This window comes from Rhodococcus sp. OS5, assembly GCF_056837585.1.
On record NZ_CM166368.1, the window covers coordinates 1,654,674 to 1,677,411 of the forward strand.

Consider the following 22,738-nt stretch of genomic DNA (forward strand, 5'->3'; position numbering starts at 1 on the left):
CACCTCTCTACTCGTCGATTCCGTCAATTCCGCCTTTTGTCGATCAGCTACCGAGGCCCTCAGCCCAGGGGTAGTTCTTCAGGTACGGATCCGGCTCGATCGGCTGTCCCGAATCCCAGACCGTGTAGATCATTCCGTCGGAACGGATTTCGCCGATCCGGGCAGTCTTGGTGATGTGGTGGTTGTCGCCGTCGATGGTGACGAGTCCTTCGGGCGCCTGGAAGGTCACACCGTCGGCGTTGTCCTGAATATCCTTGACCGCAAACGAGTTGGCCTTCTCGACGGTGTTCTTCCAGAGGTAGACGGAGGTATATGCCGCTTCCATCGGATCGGACGTGGGCTTGTCCTGCCCGAACTTCGCCTTGTACGCCGCGACGAACTTCTTGTTCTCGGGGGAGTCGATGGTCTGGTAGTAGTTCCACGCCGTCAGCTGGCCTTCGACGTTCTGGACTCCGATACCACCGACCTCTTCCTCCGCAATGGAGACGGAGACGACGGGCATGTCGGCGGGTTTCAGGCCGACATTCGAGTATTCACGGAAGAACGCAACGTTGGAATCGCCGTTGAGTGTGTTGAACACGGCATCGGCGTCGGCTGTGCGGACCTTGTTCACGATGGTGGAGAAGTCGGTCGAACCCAGAGGCGTGTAATCCTCGCCCTTGATCTCGATGCCGTTCGCTGCCGCGTACGCCTTGATGATGCGGTTGGCGGTCTGCGGGAACACGTAGTCGCTGCCGACCAGATACAGCGACTTGACGCCCTTCTCCTTCAGGTAATCCAGCGCCGGGATGATCTGCTGGTTGGTCGTTGCGCCCGTGTAGAAGATGTTCTTCGAATCTTCCAGTCCCTCGTACTGGACCGGGTAGTAGAGCAAAGAGTTGTTGTCCTCGAACACGGGCAGCATGGCCTTGCGGCTCGAGGAGGTCCAGCCACCGAAAACTGCTGCGACGCAATCGCTGCTGATCAGTTTCTCGGCCTTCTCGGCGAACACTGTCGGCTCCGACGCACCGTCCTCTGCCACGATCTGGATCTTCTTACCCAGTACACCGCCGGAATCGTTGATCTCCTGCACCGCCAACGAGATGGAGTCGCGGACCGTCACTTCACTGATGGCCATGGTGCCCGAGAGTGAATTCAGGGAACCGACCTTGATCGTGTCCCCCGAGGTGTCGACGCACGACGTAGCCGTCGAATCTCCCGATGCGGTGTCTGTTGCCTTGCTTCCGCAGCCGGTGAGAACCAAGCCCAGCGCGGCGAGAGCGGCCGGCGCGGCAAGGGTGCGCTTCGAGAAGGTTCGCATGTACGGGCCTTTCGTGTCGATGGCTCTGGCAGACAATGGCTCTGACAGATCTGTATCCGGAGTGCGTATACAACGCTGTATTCGTCGAGTGCACAGAGTAGGTGGAAGTTGTTGCGGTGGAATGACTGTCGGTGACAAGTGTGTGTCCGGTGTTTCGATTGGGTATCCAGGACCTCACACCGCAGGTCAGCGAGGGTGCGGTGTTAGCATCGACGAGAAATTGATCAAGCACTCGCTTGACGATCGGAACGTCGGAAGGATCTTCTCGTGCGCTCGACCCGACGGGACGAAATACTCGCTCATGCGGCCAAGCTGTTCAGTGAGCGGGGAATCGCCGCGACGACGGTGCGCGACATCGCCGACGAAGTCGGGATCCTCTCCGGCAGCCTCTATCACTACTTCGACTCCAAGGATGCGATAGCCAACGAGATCGTCGTCCGGTTCCTCGAAGATCTCAACGTCCGGTACGAGGACTCGATCGAACCGGAAGGTTCGGCTCGAAATCGCCTGGCCACGATGGTGTCGGTCTCCTTTGCCTCGGCGGTGGATCACCCGTATGCCACGGAGGTCTATCAGGGAGAAGCCATACTTTCGTCGCAACCGGCGGACGCGCCCATCACCATCCTGGTTCAGAAGGCACACAGCTACTGGCGATCGGCTATCGCTCGCGGAATTGCCGACGCGGAGTTTCGGGAAGACATCGATCCCGAACAGTTTCACCGTCTCCTGCGTGAATCCGTCTGGTCCACCGTCGCGCAGTATCGCCCACAGCTTTCCGAATTGGCCGAAGATCTGCAGCGCAATCTGATTTCGGTTTTCCTGGACGGCTTTGCCGCACGTTCCGTCGACGGTGAGCCGGTGGCACGCATTGCGCGGCGCACGGCGAAGAAGGAAGCGCAGACCGAATCTCCCGACTCGGACCTTGCCGAACTCCGCTCTGATGTCGACGAATTGAAGTCCGTCATTCGCGAACTCAGCTCGTCGATCCGGCAGCTGCAGAAGCCGTAACACCGCAGTTCCTGCGCGTGTAGTTCGGATTTTGACTATCAGTGTGACCCAGTGCATACTTCTGTCCACACTCGTAAATCAAGCGCTTGTTTGATTTACCAAGCACAGTTTGGACGGGAGTTCGATGTGAGACTCGGAAAGGCGATCGCCGTCTGCGCGGCAGTGGTCCTCGGGGCGAGCGCGTGCGCATCTGCCGGTGTCATTCCCGAAGACACCATCGTCATCGGTTTGGACGAGGACTCCACCGGGCCCGGTGCGTCGTACAGCACGATCGCCGGCAAGACGGTGCGGATGACCGTCGACCTGATCAACCAGGCGGGCGGAATCAACGGTAAGCAAGTCGAATTGGTTGTCGAGAACGACGAGAGCAGTCCCACCAAAACCCCGTCGATCATTCGGAAGTTGGTCGATCACGGGTCCAGTGCGGTCATCCTCGCCACGGGCAGCGGGTCGGTGCTGCAGGCCAAGTCGATTCTCCAGCAGTCGAAGATTCCTGCGATAGCTCCGGTCGTTCTCAGCGACGCCTTTGCCTCGGCGCCCGACAACGACTTCTCGTTCATGATTCCGAACTCGTTGAAGCAGTACGCCCAGGTGTACTGCGGGGCTTTCGAGAAGATGGGGTACAAGTCCCTGGGAATTCTCGGTGACGCGAGTGCGTCCATCGACGGAATCATCAAGACCCTGTGGCCGGCGCTCGAGAAGTGCGCGAGAGTGACGGGCGTCGAAAAGGCGCCGGTCGATGCCGCGGACATCACCGCACAGGTCTCACGTCTCGCGGAAACCGAACCGGACGCGATTCTGGTCGCCAGTATCGGCGGGCACTTCGAAATCCTCGCGCACAACACCTTGTCGAAGGTCACCCCGCAGACGCAACGCTTCTCACTCGCTTCCATCGGAAACCAGCCCGCATCTTGGGCTTTGGCGGACCCGAAGGCGTTGAGCGGCATGGTGTACATGGGCTCGCTCAGTGAGAACAACCCGAGAACCGCCGAACTGCGTCGCAAGGTGCAGGCGGTGAAGGGGCCTGATTATCAACTGACCGCCTACGACGCACAGGCGTACGACGCCGTCATGATGTTGGCCGAGGCAATCGAAATTGCCGGCGACCACCGAGATCGGACGGCCGTTCGTGATGCTCTTCAACAGGTTTCGGCACTTCCCGCCAGCTTCGGCCAGGACGGATTGACACTGTCGTTCTCCTCGCAGGATCACCTGGCTCCGGACAGCCTCTGCGGCCTGGTACTCGTCGAATTCGGTGAGGACAACAAGCCTGCCCGTCCGTGGGATTCCTACCAGCCCCCGTGCGGATAACCGAGGAGCATTGACATGACAGACGCACAACTGTGGCTCGCAGCCATCGAGATCGGTGCCTTCTTCTCGCTGATAGCCCTCGGAATGTATCTCGTGGTGGTCGGCGCCGATTTCTTCAACTTTGCGATGGGCCCGTACGCGATGGCTGCGGCCATGGCGTCGAGTTGGGTCGCGATCAATTACGGGCTCGCTCTCTGGATTGCCATGCCGCTGGGGATCGCGGTAGCGGTGGCGCTGTCGATCCTGACGGAAAAGCTTGTGGTCAAACAGGTTCAGAAGCGTTCGGGTCGTGGGGAACTACCGGCGTTGGTGGCGGTGACCGCAGTACTGTTCGGGATCCAGCAGCTCGCCGGCACGGTCTTCGGCCGAACACCACTTCCCGGACAGAAGATCTTCGACTTCGATCCGATATCGGTGCTCGGTGCCACCGTCGACAGTTCGACCGTTGTACTCGTCGTCGGAACTGCCGTGATCTTCGTCGGTATCGGACTGTGGCTGAACCGGTCCACCTCGGGCCGTCTGCTACGCGCCGTCGGCGACAGTCCGGATGCCGCCCGCGTCCTGGGCTTGCCGGTGGATCGGGTACGCCTCATCGCGTTCACCCTCGCGGGTGTGATCGCCGCCGTCGCCGGACTTCTGTTCGCTCCCAAGGCCGGTGTTCAGTTCACGAGCGGTCTGTCATGGACGCTGACGGCATTCATCGCACTCGTCATCGGTGGTACCGGCCGAAGTTGGGCTCCGCTGATCGGCGGAATGGTGTTGGGCGTCGTCCAGGTATTCGCCCCGTACTACTTCGGTGCGAGTGCTGCGCAAACCGCGATTCTGTTGATTGCCCTGGTGTTCTTCGCTTTCCGTCCGGAAGGCTTGCTCTCGAGGAAGGTTCGCGTCTGATGGCCTCGCTTTCTACCAGTCCGCTGACGTCAAATCCGCCCACTACATCCGGCCGTTCCCGGACGAGGATGCTCGCCCTGTCACGAGAAGCGCTGATCACCGTGGTCGTGGTTGCTGCCGTGCTGCTGTGGATGGGGCCGAGTCTGTACCGGCAGGATCTGGTGTTCCTCGCTGCGACGTATTCGCTGATCGCACTCGGCATGTACGTGCCATTCGTGCTCGCGGGATCACTGTCGATGGCGTACAGCGCGTATGCGGCGATCGGCGCGTATGCCGTTGCGCTGATCTCGGTTCGGACCGGGTTGTCGATGTGGTGGGGATGGATTCTCGGCGCCCTCGCCGCTGCAGCGGTTGCAGTACTCCTCAGCTTGGCAACACAGAAACTCTCCGGCTTCTACCTTGCCGCGGTGACCTTGTTGTTCGGTATCGCTTTCGAGCACTGGTTGATCGACGGGCCGAGTTTCACCGGCGGGTCGGCCGGGATCTCGGGTGTCGAGACTGTGACGATGTTCGGCTGGGAGCCACCGCGCTATGTGTTGGTCGTGTTCGCGATCTTGTTCGTGTGTCTGATCGCGGTCGCTGTGGATCGACTCCGGAAATCGGTGTGGGGGCTGATGTTGCAAGCTGCCCGCGACAATCGTAATGTCGCACGGTCTTCCGGCGTCAATCCTGCGCACCTGACCGTCGTGGCGCTGGCGATCGGTGCTGCGATCGCGTCGACCGGCGGATCGCTGTTCACCGTGTCGGTGCAGGCTGTCACTCCTGAAACCTTCACTCTCAGTATTGTTTTCCTCGCAATCTTCATGCCGATCATCGGCGGTCGCGGTTCGGCGTGGGGTGCTCCGCTCGGTGCATTGATCGTGGTGATCGTGACGCTGAATATGCCCGGGTACCAGGGAAGTGGCGAACTCCTGCTTGCCGGAGCCGTCCTGGTGATCCTCATCGTCGCGCCTGGTGGGGTGATCGGGTGGAGTCAGAACGTTCTGGGTCGAATGAACCGTCTGTACAAGGAGCGTGGCAATCGATGACTCGGCTACTCGAAGTGAGCGGGCTCCACAAGTCCTACGGAGGCGTCCGCGCTGTCGACGATGTCTCGTTCAGCGTCGGACCGGGAGAGGTGATCGGACTGGTCGGCCCGAACGGGGCAGGCAAGACCACACTGGTGGACTGCATCTTCGGCACTCAGCAAGCAGACTCCGGAACCGTCGCGCTCGCGGGTGCTCCCTTGACCGGGCCGTCGGAGCGCCGTGCACGGCAAGGGCTCTCGCGCACGTTTCAACATCCGCAGCTCGCGGCGGAACTCGACGCCGTCGACAACATCATCCCGGGACTGTACGGGCACAAGATCACCTCACCTCTGCACTCGCTGTGGTGGGCGATCAAAGGACCTTTCGAGAACTGGGACCGGACAGCACAGCGGGCCCGGGAGATTGCTGCGCGATACTCGGTCACCGACGTCGAGAGTGCTTGCGGGGATCTCAGTTTGGGGGCGCAGCGTCTGGTCGAGGTGGCGCGGGCGATGGCGACCGAACCCGAAGTCCTCCTGTTGGACGAACCGTTTGCCGGCGCGGATCACGACGGCATCGCTGCCATCTCCGGTGCCGTGCGATCGATTGCCGCGCAGGGCAAAGGAGTAGTCCTGGTTGATCACAACGTCGATCTCATCGCGGCGCTCGCAACCAAGATCGTGCTGCTCAATTTCGGATCAGTGGCGTTCTACGGACCACCGCAGGAGTGCTTGGCCAGCGACGCGATGCGAGAAGTCTATTTCGGTTCCGAATACGAGGAAGGCGCCTGACATGCTCGAACTCGACAGAGTCACAGTTCGATACGGATCCGCTGTCGCCGTCCGGGAAGTCTCCCTTGCCGCTCCCGCCGGTGAAGTGACAGCCATCGTCGGGCCGAACGGTGCGGGCAAGACCAGCTTGGCGGGATCCATCTACGGCTCGGTTCCCGCCACCGGGACAATCAAATTCGATGGTCGAGAGATCCAGAAATTATCGGCACTGGATCGTGTCCGCAGCGGATTTGCCTACGTTCCCCAAGGCAGGCAACTGTTCATGCGAATGTCCGTTCGCGAGAATCTACGCGTGGGCGCAGACCTGCTGGGATTGAAAGCCGAAGCCGTGGAAACAGCTTTCGAGAGGTTCCCGATCCTGCGTGAACGCTCGGAGAGTTATGCCGGGGTCCTCAGCGGTGGTGAGCAGCAGATGTTGGTTCTGGGGCGGGCCCTTCTGGAAACCCCGAAGGTGTTGCTCCTCGACGAGATGATGACAGGACTGGCACCGAAAATCGTCGCGGAGCTGCGAGCATTGGTCGGGGGTCTGGCCGCCGAGGGTGTGACCGTCATCGTGACGGAACCGGCACTTACTGCACTGAAATCGGTTGTCGACCGCGGATATGTCATGCAGCGCGGCGAACTCGTCCACGAATGCGATTCCGCAGCGACACTGGACAACGCGTACAAACAATCGATGGGCGTCCTCAGCGCCGACGGGAGATGATCGACGATCATGCTTGAAACGAAGACACTCGACTTCACCGTCGGTGAATTCGCCACGAATCCGGACCGCTTCGCCGGCGTCAGCATCAGCGAAATGGTCAGGCATTGGTCTGAGACCATCCCGGACGAAACCGCCTTTGTCACTCCGGAATCGAGGGTGTCGTGGAAGCAGTACGACGCGGCTGCCGATGCGATCGCGTCGGCGCTGGATCTAGCTGGTGAGGGATACGGACATGTAGCCGTGTTGCTCCCCGACACCGCTGTATTCCATGCGGCTCTCTGCGCAGCATTTCGTACCGGCCGCGTCGCCGTCGGAATCGGTTCGCGCTCGGGCATTCGCGAGATCTCTCATCTGATCGCCCGCTCGGAAGCCTCCGTTCTCGTCACCACTCGCACGCTGCGCGGCGTCGGTACCGCCGAACTCGTGGCGAGTCTGCGGGCAGAGCATCCCGGACTGGACGTCGTCTTCGCCGACGAACGCGCCGACGTGAGTTTCGAACGCGTGAGCGCAAACGGCGAACTCACCTCGTTGCCGGTCGAGTTAAAGCAGTTCCCCGCAACCAGTCCGTGTTTTGTCACGTCAGCCGTTTCGATGCTGAACTCGACCTCCGGCACAACGGGCCTACCCAAACTGGTCACACAAACCGAGGATCGTTGGGTTGGTTTCTCCGAGATTGCCGCCGAGGCGGCGGCGATCGGTTCGGATGAGGTGTTCCTCGGCGCGGTTCCAGCACCTTTCGGATTCGGCCTCTGGACTTCGCATTTCCTGCCGGCACTACTCGGTGCTCGCAATGTCGTCATGGAACGCTTCGACGTTTCGGTGATGATCGAGTTGATCGAGCGCGAACGGGTGACTGCTTTGAATTGTGTGAGTACACAATTCAAGATGCTGTTGCGTTCGGAGGCCGCGGAATCGGCCGATCTCTCGTCACTTCGTTTCATGTTCACCGGTGGTGAAGCCGTGCCCTATTCGGAGGCGCTGGCATTCGAACAACGTACCGGAGCGGCTGTCCTGCAGTTCTACGGATCGAACGAAACCGGCGCCGTCTCGGTGACGACGGTTTCGGACGATTCCGACACCCGACTGAAGACGTGCGGCCACGTCATCGATCGCATGCAAGTTCGTGTATTCGACGATGCGGCAAAGGAAATGACCGGCTCCGTCTGCCGCGGTCAGCCTGGGGTGAACGGACCGCTGATGTGTCAGGGCTATTGGGGGGACACCGATGCGAACGACGAGTTGTACACCGATGACGGTTGGATGCTTCTCGGCGACATCGTCGAGATCGACGAGACAGGACGGGTGCGTGTGGTCGGGCGCAAAGCCGACATCATCATTCGTGGCGGCAAGAACATCTCCGCGGTCGAAGTCGAGGAGTACGTGCGCGCGCACCCTTCGGTGGAGTTGGTCGCCGTGGTCGGGGTCGACGATCCGCTGTTCGGTGAGAAGGTCTGTGCGGTCGTCGTGTCCGCCGATGACGATCTGAGTTCGGAGGATCTGACCGCCTGGCTGCAGAGCCGAGGAGTGACCCGCGAGTACATACCCGAGTACGTGATGACGGTCGCCGAATTGCCGATGGCGGCAGGCGGCAAAGTAGCCAAGGGTGAAGTCAAGGCACTCGCGCAGAGGCGGATCGCTGAACTCGGCTGATCGCACTTGGCGGTACCGGCTTCGCGTTACGCTGATCCGGACATTGTGCCGAGAGTGAAGGAAACCCGATGACGAACCCTTCACCGCATCGGTGGCGCAGGCGCTTGCTGTGGGCTCTGGCAATTGTGTTCGTTCTGGTCGGAGCCGTGGTTCTGGCCTTCGTTCTGAGCCCGAGACCTGGCGCACTCACCGTGCGATGGGTCTTCGATCGTGATGCGGTGAAAGTCACCGAGGCGCTCGAGAAGCACGCGCCCGGAGGCGTCGACTCGATCAAGGACCAGCAGTACCGCGCCGATGACGACGACGCATACCTGGATGTCTACTTTCCCGCAGCGACGACGACCGCATTGCCTACGGTGATCTGGACTCATGGCGGTGCCTGGATCTCGGGAAGCAAGTCCAACTACGCGCCGTACTACGAGTTGCTGGCCTCGCGTGGCTACACAGTTGTGTCCCTGGACTACTCACTCGGACCTGAGCACCACTATCCGACGGGAGTGCGGCAGCTCAACGACGCTCACGCGTACGTCGTCGCGAATGCGGAACGGCTGCATGTTGATCCGACGACGGTCGTTCTGGCGGGTGATTCTGCGGGAGCGCAACTCTCGAGTCAGCTCGCCACTCTCATCACTGATCCCGCCTATGCGAACCGTGTGGGCGTGGTCCCGTCGCTGCGGCCGGATCAGTTACGTGGAGTAATCCTGAACTGTGGAATCTACGACGTCGGGAACATGGTCGGCGGACCCGGCATCATCGGTTGGGGAGTTGATCGGTCCCTCTGGGCGTATACCGGCGTGCGTGACTTCATGAGTACCGCCGCAGCGGATCAGATGTCGACCTTGAACTACGTCACCGATCGATTTCCGCCTGCCTACATCAGCGGCGGCAACGCCGATCCGTTGACGGATTCTCAGTCGAAACCGATGGCTGACAAATTGACCGGGTTGGGAGTTGCGGTCGACACACTGTTCTATCCGGCCGATCACGTTCCGGCGCTCGGTCACGAGTATCAGTTCGATCTGGACAATGCCGACGGTCTCACTGCGCTCGATCGCACGGTTCAGTTTCTCGAGGCTCATACCGGCTAAATGTCGGATTGTGGTGAACCACTGCGAAAATGGTCATTTTGGACAAAGCTCCGCGGGTGCGTTGCCAGGGAATTCTCAACTGGTCCTTTTGGTCTAGCCTGGGTGAATCCGATCCGACCCCAGGAGTTGTTGTGCGCGCGTCTTCCCCCGACAGACGGCGAAGGCGCATTGTCGGAATCGCGGCGGTATTCGTCGTCATTCTGCTGTCCGGGGTAACCGCGGCACTCGTCAGTCCGTGGCCAGGAGTTCTCCTCGTACGGTGGATGTCAGCGGGTGGCTCCGAAGCGACTCACGCACAACTCGACAGGCATGCACCGTCAGGAATCGTCTCGATTCTCGATCAGTCGTACCGCGACGGCGACGACGATGCACAACTGGACGCGTACTACCCGTCGGAGTCCACTTCGGCGCTACCCACGGTGGTCTGGGTGCACGGCGGTGGCTGGATATCAGGATCGAGAACTGATGCCGACGGTTACTACAAACTGTTGGCAAATCAAGGCTTCACTGTGATTTCGGTGGACTACTCACTGGGACCAGATGCGTATTACCCCACCGCAGTGAATCAGCTGAACGACGCGTATCGATTCATCGTGAGCAATGCGGACAGGTTGCATGTCGATTCGACCAATCTCTTTCTTGCGGGAGATTCGGCAGGCGCGCAGTTGTCCAGTCAGTTGGCGACCGTCATGACCAGCCCTGACTACGCGTCGGAAATGGGTGTGGAGCCGGCCTTACGTCCCGAGCAGATACGCGGAGTTGTCCTCGACTGTGGGGTCTTCGATCTGAAACCGCTGCTGTCACAGGGGAAGTACTTCGGTTGGGGCGTCGACAAGCAATCGCTGTGGGGGTACCTCGGAACGAGGGACTTCGACGGGTCGACTGCAGTGGGTCAGATGTCGACACTGGGTCATGTGACCTCGGACTTTCCAGCGACGTTCATCACCGGCGGAAATGTCGACCCACTGACCGCCAACCAGTCGAAACCCATGGCAGAACGGCTCGCCGATCTGGGCGTCGAGGTCGATGCACTGTTCTACCCGGACGATCACGAGCCTGCACTCGACCACGAATATCAGTTCGACCTCGACACCGTGGACGGGGTGATCGCGTTCGATCGCACAGTCGCGTTCCTACGCGACCACGTGCGTTAGCGCGGTCAGCGAATCACGTACGGCGAAATCGAACTCCGGTGCTCGCTGATGTCGAGGTCTTTACCCAACGGAGGGAAGGCACGCTGCGGACAATTGAGGCGTTCGCAGACACGGCAGCCCGAGCCGATCGGCGTTCCCGGATTCGACTCGTCCAGATCCAGACCGTCGCTGTAGACGAGTCGGTGGGCGTGTCGAATCTCGCATCCCAATCCGATGGCGAAGATCTTTGCGGGCTGTCCGTATCGAGCCGCTCGACGTTCGACCGTGCGCGCAACCCAGAGGTATCGACGACCGTCGGGCATCTGCGCGATCTGAGGCATGATCTTGCCCGGATATGAGAACGTCTCGTAGACGTTCCACAGCGGGCACGTACCGCCGCTGGTGGAGAAGTGGAATCCGGTGGCGGACTGACGCTTCGACATGTTTCCGGCACGATCGACACGCACGAACATGAACGGAACCCCGCGAAGTTTGGGGCGCTGCAGGGTCGAGAGGCGGTGGCAGATCGTCTCGTAGCTCGCGGAATAGAAGGCGGACATGCGCTCGATGTCGTACCGGAAGTCCTCGGCAACCTCGTGAAACTGGCTGTAGGGCAGCACGGTGGCCGCGGCGAAATAGTTGGCCAAACCAAGCTTCGCCAGGGAGACCGACGCTTCGCTGGTGAAGTTGCCCTCGGCCACCAACGAGTCGAGCAGGTCGCCATGCTCGAGGTATGCGAGTTCTGTCGCGAACTTGAAGACCTGTTGCCCGCCGGAGAGCCTTGCGGAAATTTCCAGGACCCTGGTGTCCGGGTCGTAACGGTGAAGTATGTTCTCGCCCAAGTCGACTCGTCGAACGATCTGCACGTCATGGACGGACTCGAGGCGTCTGGCGATCTCGCCGGCGACGTCGCCACGGTGAAAGCGCATCCGGGCAGTGAGTTCTTCGGCTGCGGTGTCGAGATCGTGGATGTAGTTCTGTCGCTGATAGAAGTAGTCGCGCACTTCCTCGTGCGGCATGGTGATCGAACCGCTGCCGCTGCCGTCCGAGAAACGGTCCTCCGTGGCTGCGGCGAGCTGGGCCGTCGTGTTGCGGAAGCGGCGATGCATGTTCACCATCGCCTTGGCGAGGCCGGGGTGGGTGGAGACCATCTCCGCGATTTCGTGGGCGTCGGCGTCAATACCCATCTCCTGATCGAGGGCAACTTCACGCATTTCCGCGATCAGGCGTGTGTCGTCCTGCGGGGAGAAGAAGGTGGTGTCGACACCGAAGACTTCACTGATTCGCAGGAGAACCGGCACGGTGAGTGGCCGGACGTCGTGCTCGATCTGATTGAGATAGCTTGCCGAGATCTCGAGCGTCTTGGCCAGCGAAGCCTGACTCAACCCGCGCTCGGTCCGCAGTTGGCGGAGCCGGACACCGACAAAGGTTTTCGACATTTTCCCAGGATACGAGTGACAGTCCGGCTTCGCAAAGGTGGGTTCGCAGTCTTCGCACAGGGGCTCCGCCCCCGTGAGTGGTTGAGGAGCCTCGGCACTCCCTAACCACTCACGGGGCCGGAGGCCTAGACCCTGTTCTCCGAACGCGGGGCGCCGATTCCGGGATCGATCTGGAACGGCCCGCTCGACGAGGGTGCAAGGGGGAAGTCGAAGATCGCAGTCGGGAGATAGACCGTCGAACACGAGTTGGGGATATCCACGACACCCGACAGGCGGCCCTCGATCGGCGCCGCGCCGAGTAGCAGGTACGCCTGCTCTGGCGCGTACCCGAACTTGGTCAGATACTCGATCGCATGCAGGCACGCACGCTGGTAGGACAGATGTGAATCCAGGTACTTCTGTTCGCCGTCCAACGTGACGGAAGTGCCCGAGAACGCAAGCCACTCGGAATACTGCGGATCCGTGTTGCCCGGCATGAAGATGGCGTTCTCGGAAACGCCGTAGGTATCCATTCCGCCCTTGATGATGTCCACACGAAGATCGATGAAGCCGCCCATCTCGATGGCACCGCAGAAAGTGATCTCTCCGTCGCCCTGGGAGAAGTGAAGATCGCCGACCGACAGATTCGCACCGTCCACGAATACCGGATAGAAGATTCGGCTGCCCTTGGTGAGGTTCTTGATGTCCTGGTTTCCACCGTTCTCGCGAGGGGGAGCGGTGCGCGCCGCCTCGCCGGCCACGCGTGTGTACTCGTCACCGGTCAAGGTTCCCAGTACTGCATCGCGGGGCTCGGGCGGAAGTGCAAGCGGGGGAACCCGATTGGGATCGGTGGCAATGAGGGCGCCCTCGCGGGCATTCCACTTGGCGAGCAAGGCTGCCGACGGAGCCGTGCCCATGAGTCCCGGGTGGACGATGCCCGTGAACGAGACGTGCGGAATGTGACGCGACGTCGCCGTTTGGCCGGAGAAATCCCAGACGGCTTTGTACGCATCGGGGAACTGTTCGGTGAGGAAGCCGCCGCCGTTGTTCCGAGGGAAGATGCCCGTGTACCCCCAGCCTTGGCCGGCCAACGGACCCGAATCTTCTTGGGGGATAGGCCCGATATCCAAGATGTCGACGATCAAGAGGTCGCCGGGCTTCGCGCCTTCGACGGCAAAGGGGCCGGACAGCGTGTGGACCGTGGTCAGTGGTGCATTGAGAATGTCGTCGGCTGAGTCGTCGTTGTGTATTGCGCCGTCGAACCATTCGCGGCAATGGACACGAAACGCATCACCGGGTTTCACTGTCACCGCCGCTGGGATGTCCGGGTGCCACCGATTGTGGCCGACGATTGCCTGGTCGGTGAATTTCTTGGCGGAATCGAGTGGAAACAGCAGTTCAGGCATATGCACTCCTCATTCTCGAAGAAACGGAAAACTCGTGGCGGCAGGACTTTCGTGTCGGATCGGGCCTCATGGCGAGGACGCGCGGTGAGGACGCTCAGGGGCGAGGTAGCTTGCGGTGCAACGGATTGGACGTCGTCGGGGCAGATTGCCGGCCGCGGCCGGGTAGCGACCCACTGACCACGGCAGGCTCGTGAGCCGATCGAGCAGTGCTGTCCAGTAGACCCATCGCGGCCGACGACGCGTGACTCAACCGGGGAGACGAGACCACCCGCTTGGACTCGAGACTGCACTGGGGGCAAGTAATCGACTGGGGCACTTCGGCCATCGCGAACGACCGCTCGAGCGGGCCGCAGCCGGTACAGCGAAACTCGTACAGAGGCATGCGGTCACGCTATCGGAGGATCCGTAAGTGCGACACTGGAACGACACGCACCGGGTTGCCGATGCCGCAATTGCGCCCGTCAGCGCAAGTACACAACCGCGTTGTCTCCGCCGGTACAGGTGACGATGCCGGAGGTCACCTTGCATGCCATCGTGTACTCCTTGCCGGTCACCGGACTACGTGCGGACACGGTGCTGGATGCACCGGTTGCACCGGAGTTCCCGTAGGCGATCCGAACCGCCTCGGCAAACTCACATGAAGTTTTGCCCCCACTTGTCGCGGACTCCTTGTAACTTCCGGCCGGCTGCCCGCCGGGGCAGGCGGACGCACCGGCCGGGAAGTTCGCGGCGCGTGTGGTCGTCGGGGATGTCGTGCTGGGAGCGGTTGTCGTGGTGCCGGGTGTGTTCGCGGCGCCGATGGTGGTGTGGGCGGCGCCACCGGCGGCCGAGTTGGGGACGTCCTTCGGCCAGAGGACCCAGGCAAGCCCGCCGAAGAGAGCCAACACAGTGATGACTCCGATTACGGATACCGGAATCACCCAGCCGGGCCGACGCGGCGGCGGATTTCCACGTGGCGGTGCAGGCGGGAATCCCTGGGGCGGGGGATACGACTGCGGCGCGGCTCGGTAGCCCAACTGCGGCGGCTGTGGACCGGATTGCGACCATGCCTGGTTGTTCGGTGGCCGCTGATAGTTGTCCGGCACCGCTTTATCGCCCGGTCGGGGGCGTCGAACGACAAGTCATGGTTCGACAGCATATGGCCGGCGAACGGGTTGTCTGTGGCTTTCTGGCGGGTAGATCCCTGGAATTGCCCGAGCGAAGCCTGTTGCCGGGGAGTGATTGCGGTCACTCGCAGGTAGCGAAGTTGGCTCCGAAGTAGCGGAAGGGCCTGTTCCGAGTGCCATGCGAACTGCCGGAATTCGCAAGCGGCGGAGTTGAGTGCATTTCGTTCACAGCCTGCGGTTTCTTTCCTACTCGCCAGTACGGAACCTGTCCGATTGGGTAGTACCAGTCGCGTAGGAATCTTCACAGGCTTAGCAAAGTGTGTTGAAAAGGTAGCGAAGATTGGCATTAGCAACAGGTAGACGGCACTTTTTCGATGTGCCATCCTCGGTAAGTACACAAGAAGGGCCTGGCAAGTATGTGAAGTAGTACGCACGTACTGCTCACAACAGGCCGGACCAGCAGATCAAAGAGATGGAGTCTTGATGTCGACCACCGGCACCCCGAAGACCGCAGCTGAGCTCCAGCAGGATTGGGACACCAACCCTCGCTGGAAGGGCGTTACTCGTAACTACACGGCCGATCAGGTCGTCAAGCTCCAGGGCACCGTCGTCGAGGAGCAGACCCTCGCTCGTCGCGGATCCGAGATCCTGTGGGATCTCGTGAACAACGAGGACTACATCAACTCCCTCGGTGCACTTACCGGCAACATGGCTGTGCAGCAGGTTCGCGCCGGCCTGAAGGCCATCTACCTCTCCGGTTGGCAGGTTGCCGGCGATGCGAACCTCTCGGGCCACACGTACCCGGACCAGAGCCTCTACCCGGCCAACTCGGTTCCGACCGTCGTCCGTCGCATCAACAACGCACTGCTGCGCGCCGACGAGATCGCCAAGACCGAGGGTGACACCTCCGTCAGCAACTGGCTCGCTCCGATCGTTGCCGACGCCGAAGCCGGCTTCGGTGGCGCTCTCAACGCTTACGAGCTGCAGAAGGCCATGATCGGCGCCGGCGCTGCCGGTGTCCACTGGGAGGATCAGCTCGCTTCGGAGAAGAAGTGCGGCCACCTCGGCGGCAAGGTGCTCATCCCCACGCAGCAGCACATCCGCACCCTGACCTCGGCTCGCCTGGCTTCCGACGTCGCGGACGTTCCGTCCGTCATCATCGCCCGCACCGACGCTGAGGCCGCAACCCTCATCACCTCCGACGTGGACGAGCGTGACCGCCCGTTCCTCGACGGAACCCGCACGGCTGAAGGCTTCTACGGCGTCAAGAACGGCATCGAGCCCTGCATCGCTCGCGCCAAGGCTTACGCACCGTACGCAGACCTCATCTGGATGGAGACCGGCGTGCCGGATCTCGAGGTTGCAAAGAAGTTCGCCGAGTCCGTTCGCAGCGAATTCCCGGACCAGCTCCTGGCCTACAACTGCTCCCCTTCCTTCAACTGGAAGGCGCACCTGGACGACGCGACCATCGCGAAGTTCCAGAAGGAGCTCGGCGCAATGGGCTTCAAGTTCCAGTTCATCACGCTGGCCGGCTTCCACTCGCTCAACTACGGCATGTTCGACCTTGCCTACGGCTACGCCCGCGAAGGCATGACGGCATTCGTCGACCTGCAGGAGCGCGAGTTCAAGGCTGCCGAAGAGCGTGGCTTCACCGCCATCAAGCACCAGCGTGAGGTTGGCGCCGGCTACTTCGACACCATCGCCACCACCGTTGACCCCAACACCTCGACGGCAGCTCTCAAGGGCTCCACCGAAGAGGGACAGTTCCACTAAGAACTGACTTCGGGTGGGGGAGAGGCTCGGCTTCGGGTCTCTCCCCTGCTTGTATCACCGCACTACTTTCTCTCGTCTTCAAGGCAGTTCCGATTGCGTCGGCCACCAGCGTCGACGCAGTTCGAAGTGCTTGTTTTGCAACACCTTCACCAGACAAACTCCACGAGACAAACAAGGAGCTGACGTGACCAGCGAAAAAATTCAGCGCGTCGGCGTTATCGGCGCCGGAATCATGGGTGCCGGAATCGCCGAGGTGTGCGCCCGCGCACATGTCGATGTTCTGGTCTTCGAGCAGACTCGCGAGCTTGCAGCAGCCGGGCGTTCACGCATCCTGCGTTCGCTCGACCGCGGCGTGAGCAGCGGAAAGATCACAGAACGTGAGCGTGAGCAGGCCGCATGGCGTCTGCGTTTCACCTCCGATCTGGGAGATTTCGCGGACCGCCAGCTCGTCGTGGAGGCCGTCGTCGAAGACGAGAAGATCAAGAGCGAAATCTTCGCCGAGCTCGACGCGGTCGTGACGGACCCGGATGCGGTTCTCGCGTCCAACACGTCGTCGATCCCGATCATGAAGCTCGGCATCTCAACCAAGCGTCCCGAGCGAGTCATCGGCATGCACTTCTTCAACCCGGTTCCGGTTCTGCCGCTCGTCGAATTGGTGACGACGCTCAAGACCAGTGCCTCCGTCTCGCAGCGCGCCGAGGCTTTTGCCAGCGACATCCTCGGCAAGCAGGTCGTCCGCAGTGCCGACCGCTCCGGCTTCGTCGTCAACGCACTCCTGGTGCCGTACCTGCTCTCGGCGATCCGCATGGTCGAGTCGGGCTTCGCGACCAAGGAAGACATCGACAAGGCAACGGTTCTCGGCCTCGCGCACCCCATGGGTCCGCTGGCTCTGACGGACCTGGTCGGACTCGACACCGTCAAGTCCATCGCCGACTCCATGTACGAAGAGTTCAAGGAGCCGCTGTACTCCGCTCCGCCGTTGCTCCTGCGTATGGTCGAAGCAGGCTTGACCGGCAAGAAGTCCGGCGCGGGCTTCTACGAGTACGCCGACAACGGTCGCTCCACCAAGCAGGCAAGCTAAGGCCCAACGCCCCTGTGCGCCTTTCTGGTAGTTCCGGCTACCACAAAGGCGCACAGGGCGCTCGCGCCCCTCGGTTAGAAAGGTCGACCGCATGTCCAGCAGCACTGCAGCATTCGGCTCCAGCGTCCTGGGGTATCCGCGCATCGGGCCGCGCCGTGAGCTCAAGCGCGCCCTCGAGTCCTACTGGCACGGCACTTCGGACAAGGACGCACTTCTCGCGGTCGCCAAGGAACTCCAGGAATCGACCTGGAGCGAATTGGCTGCGACGGGATTGAGCCAGGTTCCCGGCAACACCTTCTCCTTCTACGATCACGTGCTCGACAATGCGCTGCTCTTCGGCGCAGTGCCGGAGCGGTTCAAGCCGCTCGAGGGCGCCCTCGATCCGCTCGATTTCTACTTCACGATGGCCCGCGGCCGCCCGGACTTCCCGCCTCTCGAGCTGGTGCGCTTCTTCGGTACGAACTACTACTACCGTCAGCCCGAGATCGACGCGAACACTGTGTTCTCGCTCAACTCGGATGCACTTCTCGACGAGTTCGAACGTGCGAAGGCGCGCGGCATCGAATTGCGCCCCGTCATCATGGGGCCCGTCTCGCTGCTTCTGCTTTCGAAGGTCGGACCTGCCACCGAGAAGTCCGATCCGAACTTCACCCCGCTCGACCTGTTGGACGCGCTCCTGCCCGAGTACGAGAAGCTCTTCGAGCAGCTCGCCAAGGCCGGTGCGACCTGTGTTCAGTTGGACGAGCCTTCGGTCACCGAGGACCGCACCCCCGAGGAGCTAGCCGCTCTGGGACGTGCGTACGAGAAGCTTTCGACGGCCCCGCTGCGCCCGCGCCTGTTGGTGACGGGTCCGTACGGCAAGTTCGGCGAAGCCCTCAACATCTTGGCGCCCACCAAGATCGAAGCCTTCGGTCTGGACCTGGTGCACGGCAAGATCACGGCCGAGGAACTGGCCGCGGTGCCGAACATCAAGCGCAAGCGCATCTACGCGGGCGTCGTCGACGGTCGCAACGTCTGGCGCGTCGACCGGTTCAACACCTTGACGTACCTGAACGAACTCAAAGACGTTGTGCCTGACCTCGTCGTCTCCACGTCGTCGTCGCTGCTGCACGTGCCGTACGACGTGCTCTCCGAGTACGACATTCCGGGAGACGTCGCAGACCGTCTGGCTTTTGCGAAGCAGAAGGTCGGCGAAGTCGTCTCACTGGCGAAGGCGCTCACCGAAGGTCCTTCGGACAAGTGGCGTAAGCGTCCGACGAAGGTGCACTTCAAGCTCAAGCACGCTGTCCGTGCTCGGGTGAACGCGATCAAGCCCGAAGATCGTGTGCGTGCACCGTACGAGGAGCGTCGTAAGGCTCAGCAGGAACGGTTGAATCTGCCCTTGGTGCCGGCCCAGACACTGGGTTCGTTCCCGCAGACCGACGCGATTCGCCAGGCTCGTTACGAACTCGGCCAGGGGCGTTTGGAGTGGGACGACTACTACAAGCGCATCCAGGAAGAGATCGAGCGCACAATCCGTCTGCAAGAGGACATCGGTCTCGATGTTTTCGTGCACGGCGAGCACGAGCGCAACGACATGGTCCAGTACTTCGCCGAACTGCTCGAGGGCTATGCCTTCACGCACAACGGTTGGGTTCAGGCCTACGGATCTCGTTGCACGCGTCCGCCGATTCTCTACGGCGACATCGCACGTCCGAAGCCGATGACGGTCGAGTGGATTGCGTACGCGCAGTCGCTGACCGACAAGCCGGTCAAGGGCATGCTGACGGGTCCGGTCACCATGATCGCCCGTTCGTTCGTTCGCCAGGATCAGCCGCTCTACGAAACGGCAGAGCAACTGGCACTTGTCATTCGAGACGAAATCGCGGATCTCGAAGCTGCCGGAATCGCCATCATCCAGGTGGACGAACCGGCAATTCGTGAACTGCTGCCACTGCGTGAGGACGGCCGGGAGGCCTACCTGGAGTGGGCCGTCGACGCGTTCCGTCTGGCAACAGGTGGAGCGAAGCCGGAAACACAGATCCACACACATTTGACGTACTCCGCTCGGTCGTCGGTGGTCGACGCCATCGAACGGTTGGACGCCGATGTGACGGCTATCGTCGCGACCCGCTCCATCACGTGGGTTCTCGAAGCACTCAAGGAAGGCGCGCTCACGCACGGCGTCGGCCCCGGTGTCTACGAATCTCGCTCGGCTCGGATTCCCGACATCGACGAACTCGACGAATTGCTCACTGAGGCAAGCGAATCGATCTCTCTCGATCGCTTGTGGGCAAACCCGGACGGCGGCCTCAAGACTCGCCATCCGTGGCAACTCGAGCCTTCGCTGCGCAATATGGTTGCGGCCGCGAGGCGCCTGCGTCGTCGGGCCGAGCAAGCCGAGCGCGACGCCGGGTAAGTCACGTAAAGAACAAGTCATGGAGGGGCCTGCGAGTTGCAGGTCCCTCCATGCACGGGTAGGCATGTGTGCATGGTTACTGCTGCTGCTTATGCCGCGACGTCCGCTGACGGTCCCCTCGAGAAGACCACTGTCGAACGCCGCGAGCTCGGTCCACTGGACATTCTCATCGACATCAAATTTGCCGGCATCTGCCATTCCGACATCCACACCGCTCGCAACGAGTGGGGCGGAGCGAAGTACCCGATCGTCCCCGGACACGAAATCGCCGGCGTCGTCGCCGCCGTGGGTTCCGATGTCACCAAGCACAAGGTCGGCGACCGAGTGGGCGTCGGCTGCTTCGTCGACTCGTGCGGGGAGTGCGACGCCTGCACCGCCGGTGAAGAGCAGTACTGCCGCAAGGGTGTGACGGGTACGTACAACGCCACCGGCCGCGACGGCGAGCGCACTCAGGGTGGCTACTCGACGCACATCGTCGTCACCGAGCACTTCGTGCTCTCGATCCCGGAGGGCATCGAACTCGACGTTGCAGCGCCGCTCCTGTGCGCGGGCATCACCTTGTACTCACCGCTGCGGCACTGGAATGCCGGCCCCGGCAAGAAGGTCGCCATCATCGGGTTCGGCGGCCTCGGTCACGTCGGTGTGAAGATCGCCAAGGCGCTCGGCGCGGAAGTCACCGTCCTGAGCCAGACGCTCGGCAAGAAGGAAGACGGCCTTCGTCTCGGTGCCGATCACTACTACGCGACCAACGACCGTGAGACGTTCAAGGCTCTTCGTGGCGAGTTCGACCTGATCCTCAACACGGTCTCGGTCAACCTCGACATCGACGCCTACATGTCCTTGCTCGCCATCAACGGCACTCTCGTCGAACTCGGCCTACCCGAGAAGCCGATCGAAGTTCGAGCATTCTCGCTCGCCGCAAACCGTCGTAGCCTCGCCGGCTCCATGGTCGGCGGTATCCCGCAGACACAGGAGATGCTCGACTTCTGCGCCGAGCACGGCATCGGCGCAGAAATCGAACTGATCCCGGCGAGCGACATCAACGACGCTTACGAGCGCGTGATCAAGAGCGACGTCCGATACCGATTCGTGATCGACACCGCAACAATCTGACCCGCTCGGTCCTGCTCAGTCGAATTGTTCGCGGAGCTCAGTCGAGTTGCTCGCGAAGATTACTCAATGTCTTCGCGAGCAACCTCGACACGTGCATCTGGGACACACCGACTTTCTCGGCGATCTGTGTCTGCGTCAGATTTCCGAAGAATCTGAGCATCAACACCGTCCGCTCTCGCTCGGGCAGCTTGTCGAGAAGCGGACGCAACGCCTCGTGATTCTCGACGTTCTCGAGAGCTGCGTCGTAGTCACCGAGTGTCTCCACGAGCGGGAGATCGTCGGTGTGATTGGACGCGGCACCGTCGACCGAGACCGTCTGATACGCGTTGCCGGCGATCAAGGCCTGGGCAACTTCTTCGCGTTCGATCCCCAACGTCTCGGCCAACTCGTCGACGGTCGGCGCGTGCCCGAGCTGTTGTGACAGCTCGCTGATGGCCTGCCCGAGTTGGAAGTGCAACTCCTTCATCCGGCGGGGAACCCGCAATGCCCAACCGGTGTCGCGGAAGTGTCGTCGAACCTCGCCCATGACGGTGGGAACTGCGAACGAGACGAAATCGGATCCGCGCGTGGAATCGAAACGGTCGACGGCGTTGACCAGACCGAGACGCGCCACCTGAACCAGATCGTCGTGTGCCTCGCCACGACCGTCGAATCGTCTGGCGATGTGCTCGGCCAACGGTAGGCATCTGGTGATGAGTGCAGTGCGCACTCGTTCGTACTCCGGGCTGTGGGGCTCGATGGTCCGCAGTTCCTCGAAAACTGGTATTACGTCCCGATATTCGTCGGTGGACCGCCGACGCGGGCGTGACGGGCCGTCTGCGGAAGCGGTCACAGGCGCCCGCTGAGGGCCTTGGTGAACTTCATGGTGGTGATGTAGCCGACGCCGCCGAGGTTCTCTTCCTGGTCGAGCGAAATCGAATCGGTGAGTTCGGTGAGGATGTGCCACCCGAACGAACGCTGACTGCTGTCCTCGTACTCCGTGGTCGTCGTGGACACGGACACGTGCAATTGCGGGGGCGTGAAGACGAACCGACACACCAGAACCGAATCAGGCGCAGCGCGAACGATCAGATGCGTACAGATTTCGTCCATGGCCAGTTTGATGTCGGCGATGGCGTCGAGGTCGAAGTTTTCCTGAATGGCAACGGTGGCGGCCAGTGCACGCAAAATCGACAGCTGATCGAGAGTCGCTTGAATCCTCAACTCCACAACTGGCTGAGTCTGATCCTGATCGGGCTCGAGTGCGCTGAGGTGTGCCATAAGTTCTCCGGATCGTCGTACCAGGGGTCGCGGTGAAGTCTGGTGCCGAGAACGATACCCATCCCGACCTTCACAGTGACCCCCGAACACGAAATTTGGTCGATGGTGGTGCCGGGGTAAACGACACGATTCTGCTCACGACCGTTGGCGATCGCAACATCGGATTACCTCGCGGAACCGCAGACCAAACCACATTTTTGTTCGGAACACCGAAACGAATGGTCGCAACGCACTTGTGACGTCCGTCATGCTGGCGTACTGTTTCAAACCGAGGTTGAGCACACAGCCGATGAGGGAT

The 22,738-nt window shown here is 61.4% G+C and carries 20 protein-coding genes; 13 read left to right on the forward strand and 7 right to left on the reverse strand.

Annotation, left to right across the window (positions count from 1 at the left end):
- Window positions 1-43 precede the first annotated feature (43 nt).
- Window positions 44-1,300 carry an urea ABC transporter substrate-binding protein gene (gene urtA, locus ACVZUB_RS07770; protein ID WP_482628276.1) on the reverse strand — a complete coding sequence of 419 codons (1,257 nt, stop codon included), beginning with the start codon at window positions 1,298-1,300 and terminating at the stop codon, window positions 44-46.
- Between the two features lie 267 nt (window positions 1,301-1,567).
- On the opposite strand from urtA, the gene ACVZUB_RS07775 reads away from it, so the two are divergent.
- From ACVZUB_RS07775 to ACVZUB_RS07815, 9 genes are all read left to right on the forward strand, one after another.
- Entirely contained in the window at window positions 1,568-2,308 is a 741-nt protein-coding gene (locus ACVZUB_RS07775; protein ID WP_003941474.1) for a TetR/AcrR family transcriptional regulator, read from the forward strand.
- A gap of 126 nt (window positions 2,309-2,434) precedes the next feature.
- The gene (locus ACVZUB_RS07780) at window positions 2,435-3,619 is read left to right on the forward strand and encodes an ABC transporter substrate-binding protein (RefSeq protein ID WP_063314791.1); all 1,185 of its coding nucleotides are present in this window, start codon (window positions 2,435-2,437) and stop codon (window positions 3,617-3,619) included.
- A gap of 15 nt (window positions 3,620-3,634) precedes the next feature.
- Window positions 3,635-4,510: a branched-chain amino acid ABC transporter permease gene (locus tag ACVZUB_RS07785; RefSeq protein ID WP_020906730.1), complete on the forward strand. Its 876-nt coding sequence runs from the start codon at window positions 3,635-3,637 to the stop codon at window positions 4,508-4,510.
- Complete coding sequence (locus ACVZUB_RS07790; protein WP_054781648.1) at window positions 4,510-5,538, forward strand: branched-chain amino acid ABC transporter permease; 1,029 nt, start codon at window positions 4,510-4,512, stop codon at window positions 5,536-5,538. Before ACVZUB_RS07785 ends, ACVZUB_RS07790 begins: the two co-directional genes overlap by 1 nt.
- Window positions 5,535-6,308 carry an ABC transporter ATP-binding protein gene (locus ACVZUB_RS07795; protein ID WP_007735383.1) on the forward strand — a complete coding sequence of 258 codons (774 nt, stop codon included), beginning with the start codon at window positions 5,535-5,537 and terminating at the stop codon, window positions 6,306-6,308. Before ACVZUB_RS07790 ends, ACVZUB_RS07795 begins: the two co-directional genes overlap by 4 nt.
- A gap of 1 nt (window position 6,309) precedes the next feature.
- Window positions 6,310-7,014 carry an ABC transporter ATP-binding protein gene (locus ACVZUB_RS07800; RefSeq protein ID WP_054781647.1) on the forward strand — a complete coding sequence of 235 codons (705 nt, stop codon included), beginning with the start codon at window positions 6,310-6,312 and terminating at the stop codon, window positions 7,012-7,014.
- 9 nt (window positions 7,015-7,023) lie between these two features.
- Entirely contained in the window at window positions 7,024-8,664 is a 1,641-nt protein-coding gene (locus ACVZUB_RS07805) for a class I adenylate-forming enzyme family protein (RefSeq protein ID WP_063314790.1), read from the forward strand.
- Window positions 8,665-8,732: 68 nt separating this feature from the next.
- A complete protein-coding gene (locus ACVZUB_RS07810) occupies window positions 8,733-9,752 on the forward strand; it encodes an alpha/beta hydrolase (protein ID WP_063314789.1) in 1,020 nt (339 codons plus the stop codon).
- 131 nt (window positions 9,753-9,883) lie between these two features.
- Window positions 9,884-10,906 (forward strand): alpha/beta hydrolase, encoded by a 1,023-nt coding sequence (locus ACVZUB_RS07815; RefSeq protein ID WP_063314788.1) that lies wholly within the window; start codon window positions 9,884-9,886, stop codon window positions 10,904-10,906.
- A 5-nt stretch (window positions 10,907-10,911) separates the two neighbouring features.
- Here the strand turns inward: ACVZUB_RS07815 and ramB are convergent, their stop codons facing one another.
- The 4 genes from ramB to ACVZUB_RS07835 all read right to left on the reverse strand — a co-directional run bounded on the left by ramB (window position 10,912) and on the right by ACVZUB_RS07835 (window position 14,794).
- On the reverse strand, window positions 10,912-12,324 hold the full coding sequence (gene ramB / locus ACVZUB_RS07820; RefSeq protein ID WP_003941547.1) for an acetate metabolism transcriptional regulator RamB: 1,413 nt from the start codon (window positions 12,322-12,324) through the stop codon (window positions 10,912-10,914).
- Window positions 12,325-12,449: 125 nt separating this feature from the next.
- A complete protein-coding gene (gene fmdA / locus ACVZUB_RS07825) occupies window positions 12,450-13,709 on the reverse strand; it encodes a formamidase (protein ID WP_042923284.1) in 1,260 nt (419 codons plus the stop codon).
- Window positions 13,710-13,803: 94 nt separating this feature from the next.
- Window positions 13,804-14,091 (reverse strand): FmdB family zinc ribbon protein, encoded by a 288-nt coding sequence (locus tag ACVZUB_RS07830; RefSeq protein WP_037129638.1) that lies wholly within the window; start codon window positions 14,089-14,091, stop codon window positions 13,804-13,806.
- A gap of 79 nt (window positions 14,092-14,170) precedes the next feature.
- On the reverse strand, window positions 14,171-14,794 hold the full coding sequence (locus tag ACVZUB_RS07835; protein ID WP_233405668.1) for a serine/threonine protein kinase: 624 nt from the start codon (window positions 14,792-14,794) through the stop codon (window positions 14,171-14,173).
- 504 nt (window positions 14,795-15,298) lie between these two features.
- Here ACVZUB_RS07835 and aceA point away from each other — a divergent pair.
- The 4 genes from aceA (at window position 15,299) to ACVZUB_RS07855 (ending at window position 21,180) form a co-directional block, all read left to right on the forward strand.
- The gene (gene aceA, locus ACVZUB_RS07840) at window positions 15,299-16,588 is read left to right on the forward strand and encodes an isocitrate lyase (protein ID WP_003941533.1); all 1,290 of its coding nucleotides are present in this window, start codon (window positions 15,299-15,301) and stop codon (window positions 16,586-16,588) included.
- Window positions 16,589-16,772: 184 nt separating this feature from the next.
- A complete protein-coding gene (locus ACVZUB_RS07845; protein WP_003941541.1) occupies window positions 16,773-17,669 on the forward strand; it encodes a 3-hydroxybutyryl-CoA dehydrogenase in 897 nt (298 codons plus the stop codon).
- Between the two features lie 91 nt (window positions 17,670-17,760).
- On the forward strand, window positions 17,761-20,067 hold the full coding sequence (gene metE / locus ACVZUB_RS07850) for a 5-methyltetrahydropteroyltriglutamate--homocysteine S-methyltransferase (RefSeq protein ID WP_336504916.1): 2,307 nt from the start codon (window positions 17,761-17,763) through the stop codon (window positions 20,065-20,067).
- 72 nt (window positions 20,068-20,139) lie between these two features.
- Window positions 20,140-21,180, forward strand: a complete 1,041-nt coding sequence (locus ACVZUB_RS07855; RefSeq protein ID WP_042452947.1) for an NAD(P)-dependent alcohol dehydrogenase — start codon at window positions 20,140-20,142, stop codon at window positions 21,178-21,180.
- Window positions 21,181-21,217: 37 nt separating this feature from the next.
- Here the strand turns inward: ACVZUB_RS07855 and ACVZUB_RS07860 are convergent, their stop codons facing one another.
- Both ACVZUB_RS07860 and ACVZUB_RS07865 read right to left on the reverse strand, forming a co-directional pair.
- Entirely contained in the window at window positions 21,218-22,012 is a 795-nt protein-coding gene (locus ACVZUB_RS07860) for an RNA polymerase sigma factor SigF (RefSeq protein WP_482628277.1), read from the reverse strand.
- Entirely contained in the window at window positions 22,009-22,440 is a 432-nt protein-coding gene (locus ACVZUB_RS07865) for an ATP-binding protein (RefSeq protein WP_003941553.1), read from the reverse strand. The genes ACVZUB_RS07860 and ACVZUB_RS07865 overlap by 4 nt, the downstream gene beginning before the upstream one ends.
- Window positions 22,441-22,738 lie beyond the last annotated feature (298 nt).

Excerpts from the sequence above, each read along its gene's own strand:
- urtA (WP_482628276.1), bottom strand. The coding sequence starts at position 1,300 with ATGCGAACCTTCTCGAAGCGCACCCTTGCCGCGCCGGCCGCTCTCGCC.
- ACVZUB_RS07785 (WP_020906730.1), top strand. The coding sequence starts at position 3,635 with ATGACAGACGCACAACTGTGGCTCGCAGCCATCGAGATCGGTGCCTTC.
- ACVZUB_RS07790 (WP_054781648.1), top strand. The coding sequence starts at position 4,510 with ATGGCCTCGCTTTCTACCAGTCCGCTGACGTCAAATCCGCCCACTACA.
- ACVZUB_RS07795 (WP_007735383.1), top strand. The coding sequence starts at position 5,535 with ATGACTCGGCTACTCGAAGTGAGCGGGCTCCACAAGTCCTACGGAGGC.
- ACVZUB_RS07800 (WP_054781647.1), top strand. The coding sequence starts at position 6,310 with ATGCTCGAACTCGACAGAGTCACAGTTCGATACGGATCCGCTGTCGCC.
- ACVZUB_RS07805 (WP_063314790.1), top strand. The coding sequence starts at position 7,024 with ATGCTTGAAACGAAGACACTCGACTTCACCGTCGGTGAATTCGCCACG.
- ACVZUB_RS07810 (WP_063314789.1), top strand. The coding sequence starts at position 8,733 with ATGACGAACCCTTCACCGCATCGGTGGCGCAGGCGCTTGCTGTGGGCT.
- ramB (WP_003941547.1), bottom strand. The coding sequence starts at position 12,324 with ATGTCGAAAACCTTTGTCGGTGTCCGGCTCCGCCAACTGCGGACCGAG.
- fmdA (WP_042923284.1), bottom strand. The coding sequence starts at position 13,709 with ATGCCTGAACTGCTGTTTCCACTCGATTCCGCCAAGAAATTCACCGAC.
- ACVZUB_RS07830 (WP_037129638.1), bottom strand. The coding sequence starts at position 14,091 with ATGCCTCTGTACGAGTTTCGCTGTACCGGCTGCGGCCCGCTCGAGCGG.
- aceA (WP_003941533.1), top strand. The coding sequence starts at position 15,299 with ATGTCGACCACCGGCACCCCGAAGACCGCAGCTGAGCTCCAGCAGGAT.
- metE (WP_336504916.1), top strand. The coding sequence starts at position 17,761 with ATGTCCAGCAGCACTGCAGCATTCGGCTCCAGCGTCCTGGGGTATCCG.
- ACVZUB_RS07855 (WP_042452947.1), top strand. The coding sequence starts at position 20,140 with ATGGTTACTGCTGCTGCTTATGCCGCGACGTCCGCTGACGGTCCCCTC.
- ACVZUB_RS07865 (WP_003941553.1), bottom strand. The coding sequence starts at position 22,440 with ATGGCACACCTCAGCGCACTCGAGCCCGATCAGGATCAGACTCAGCCA.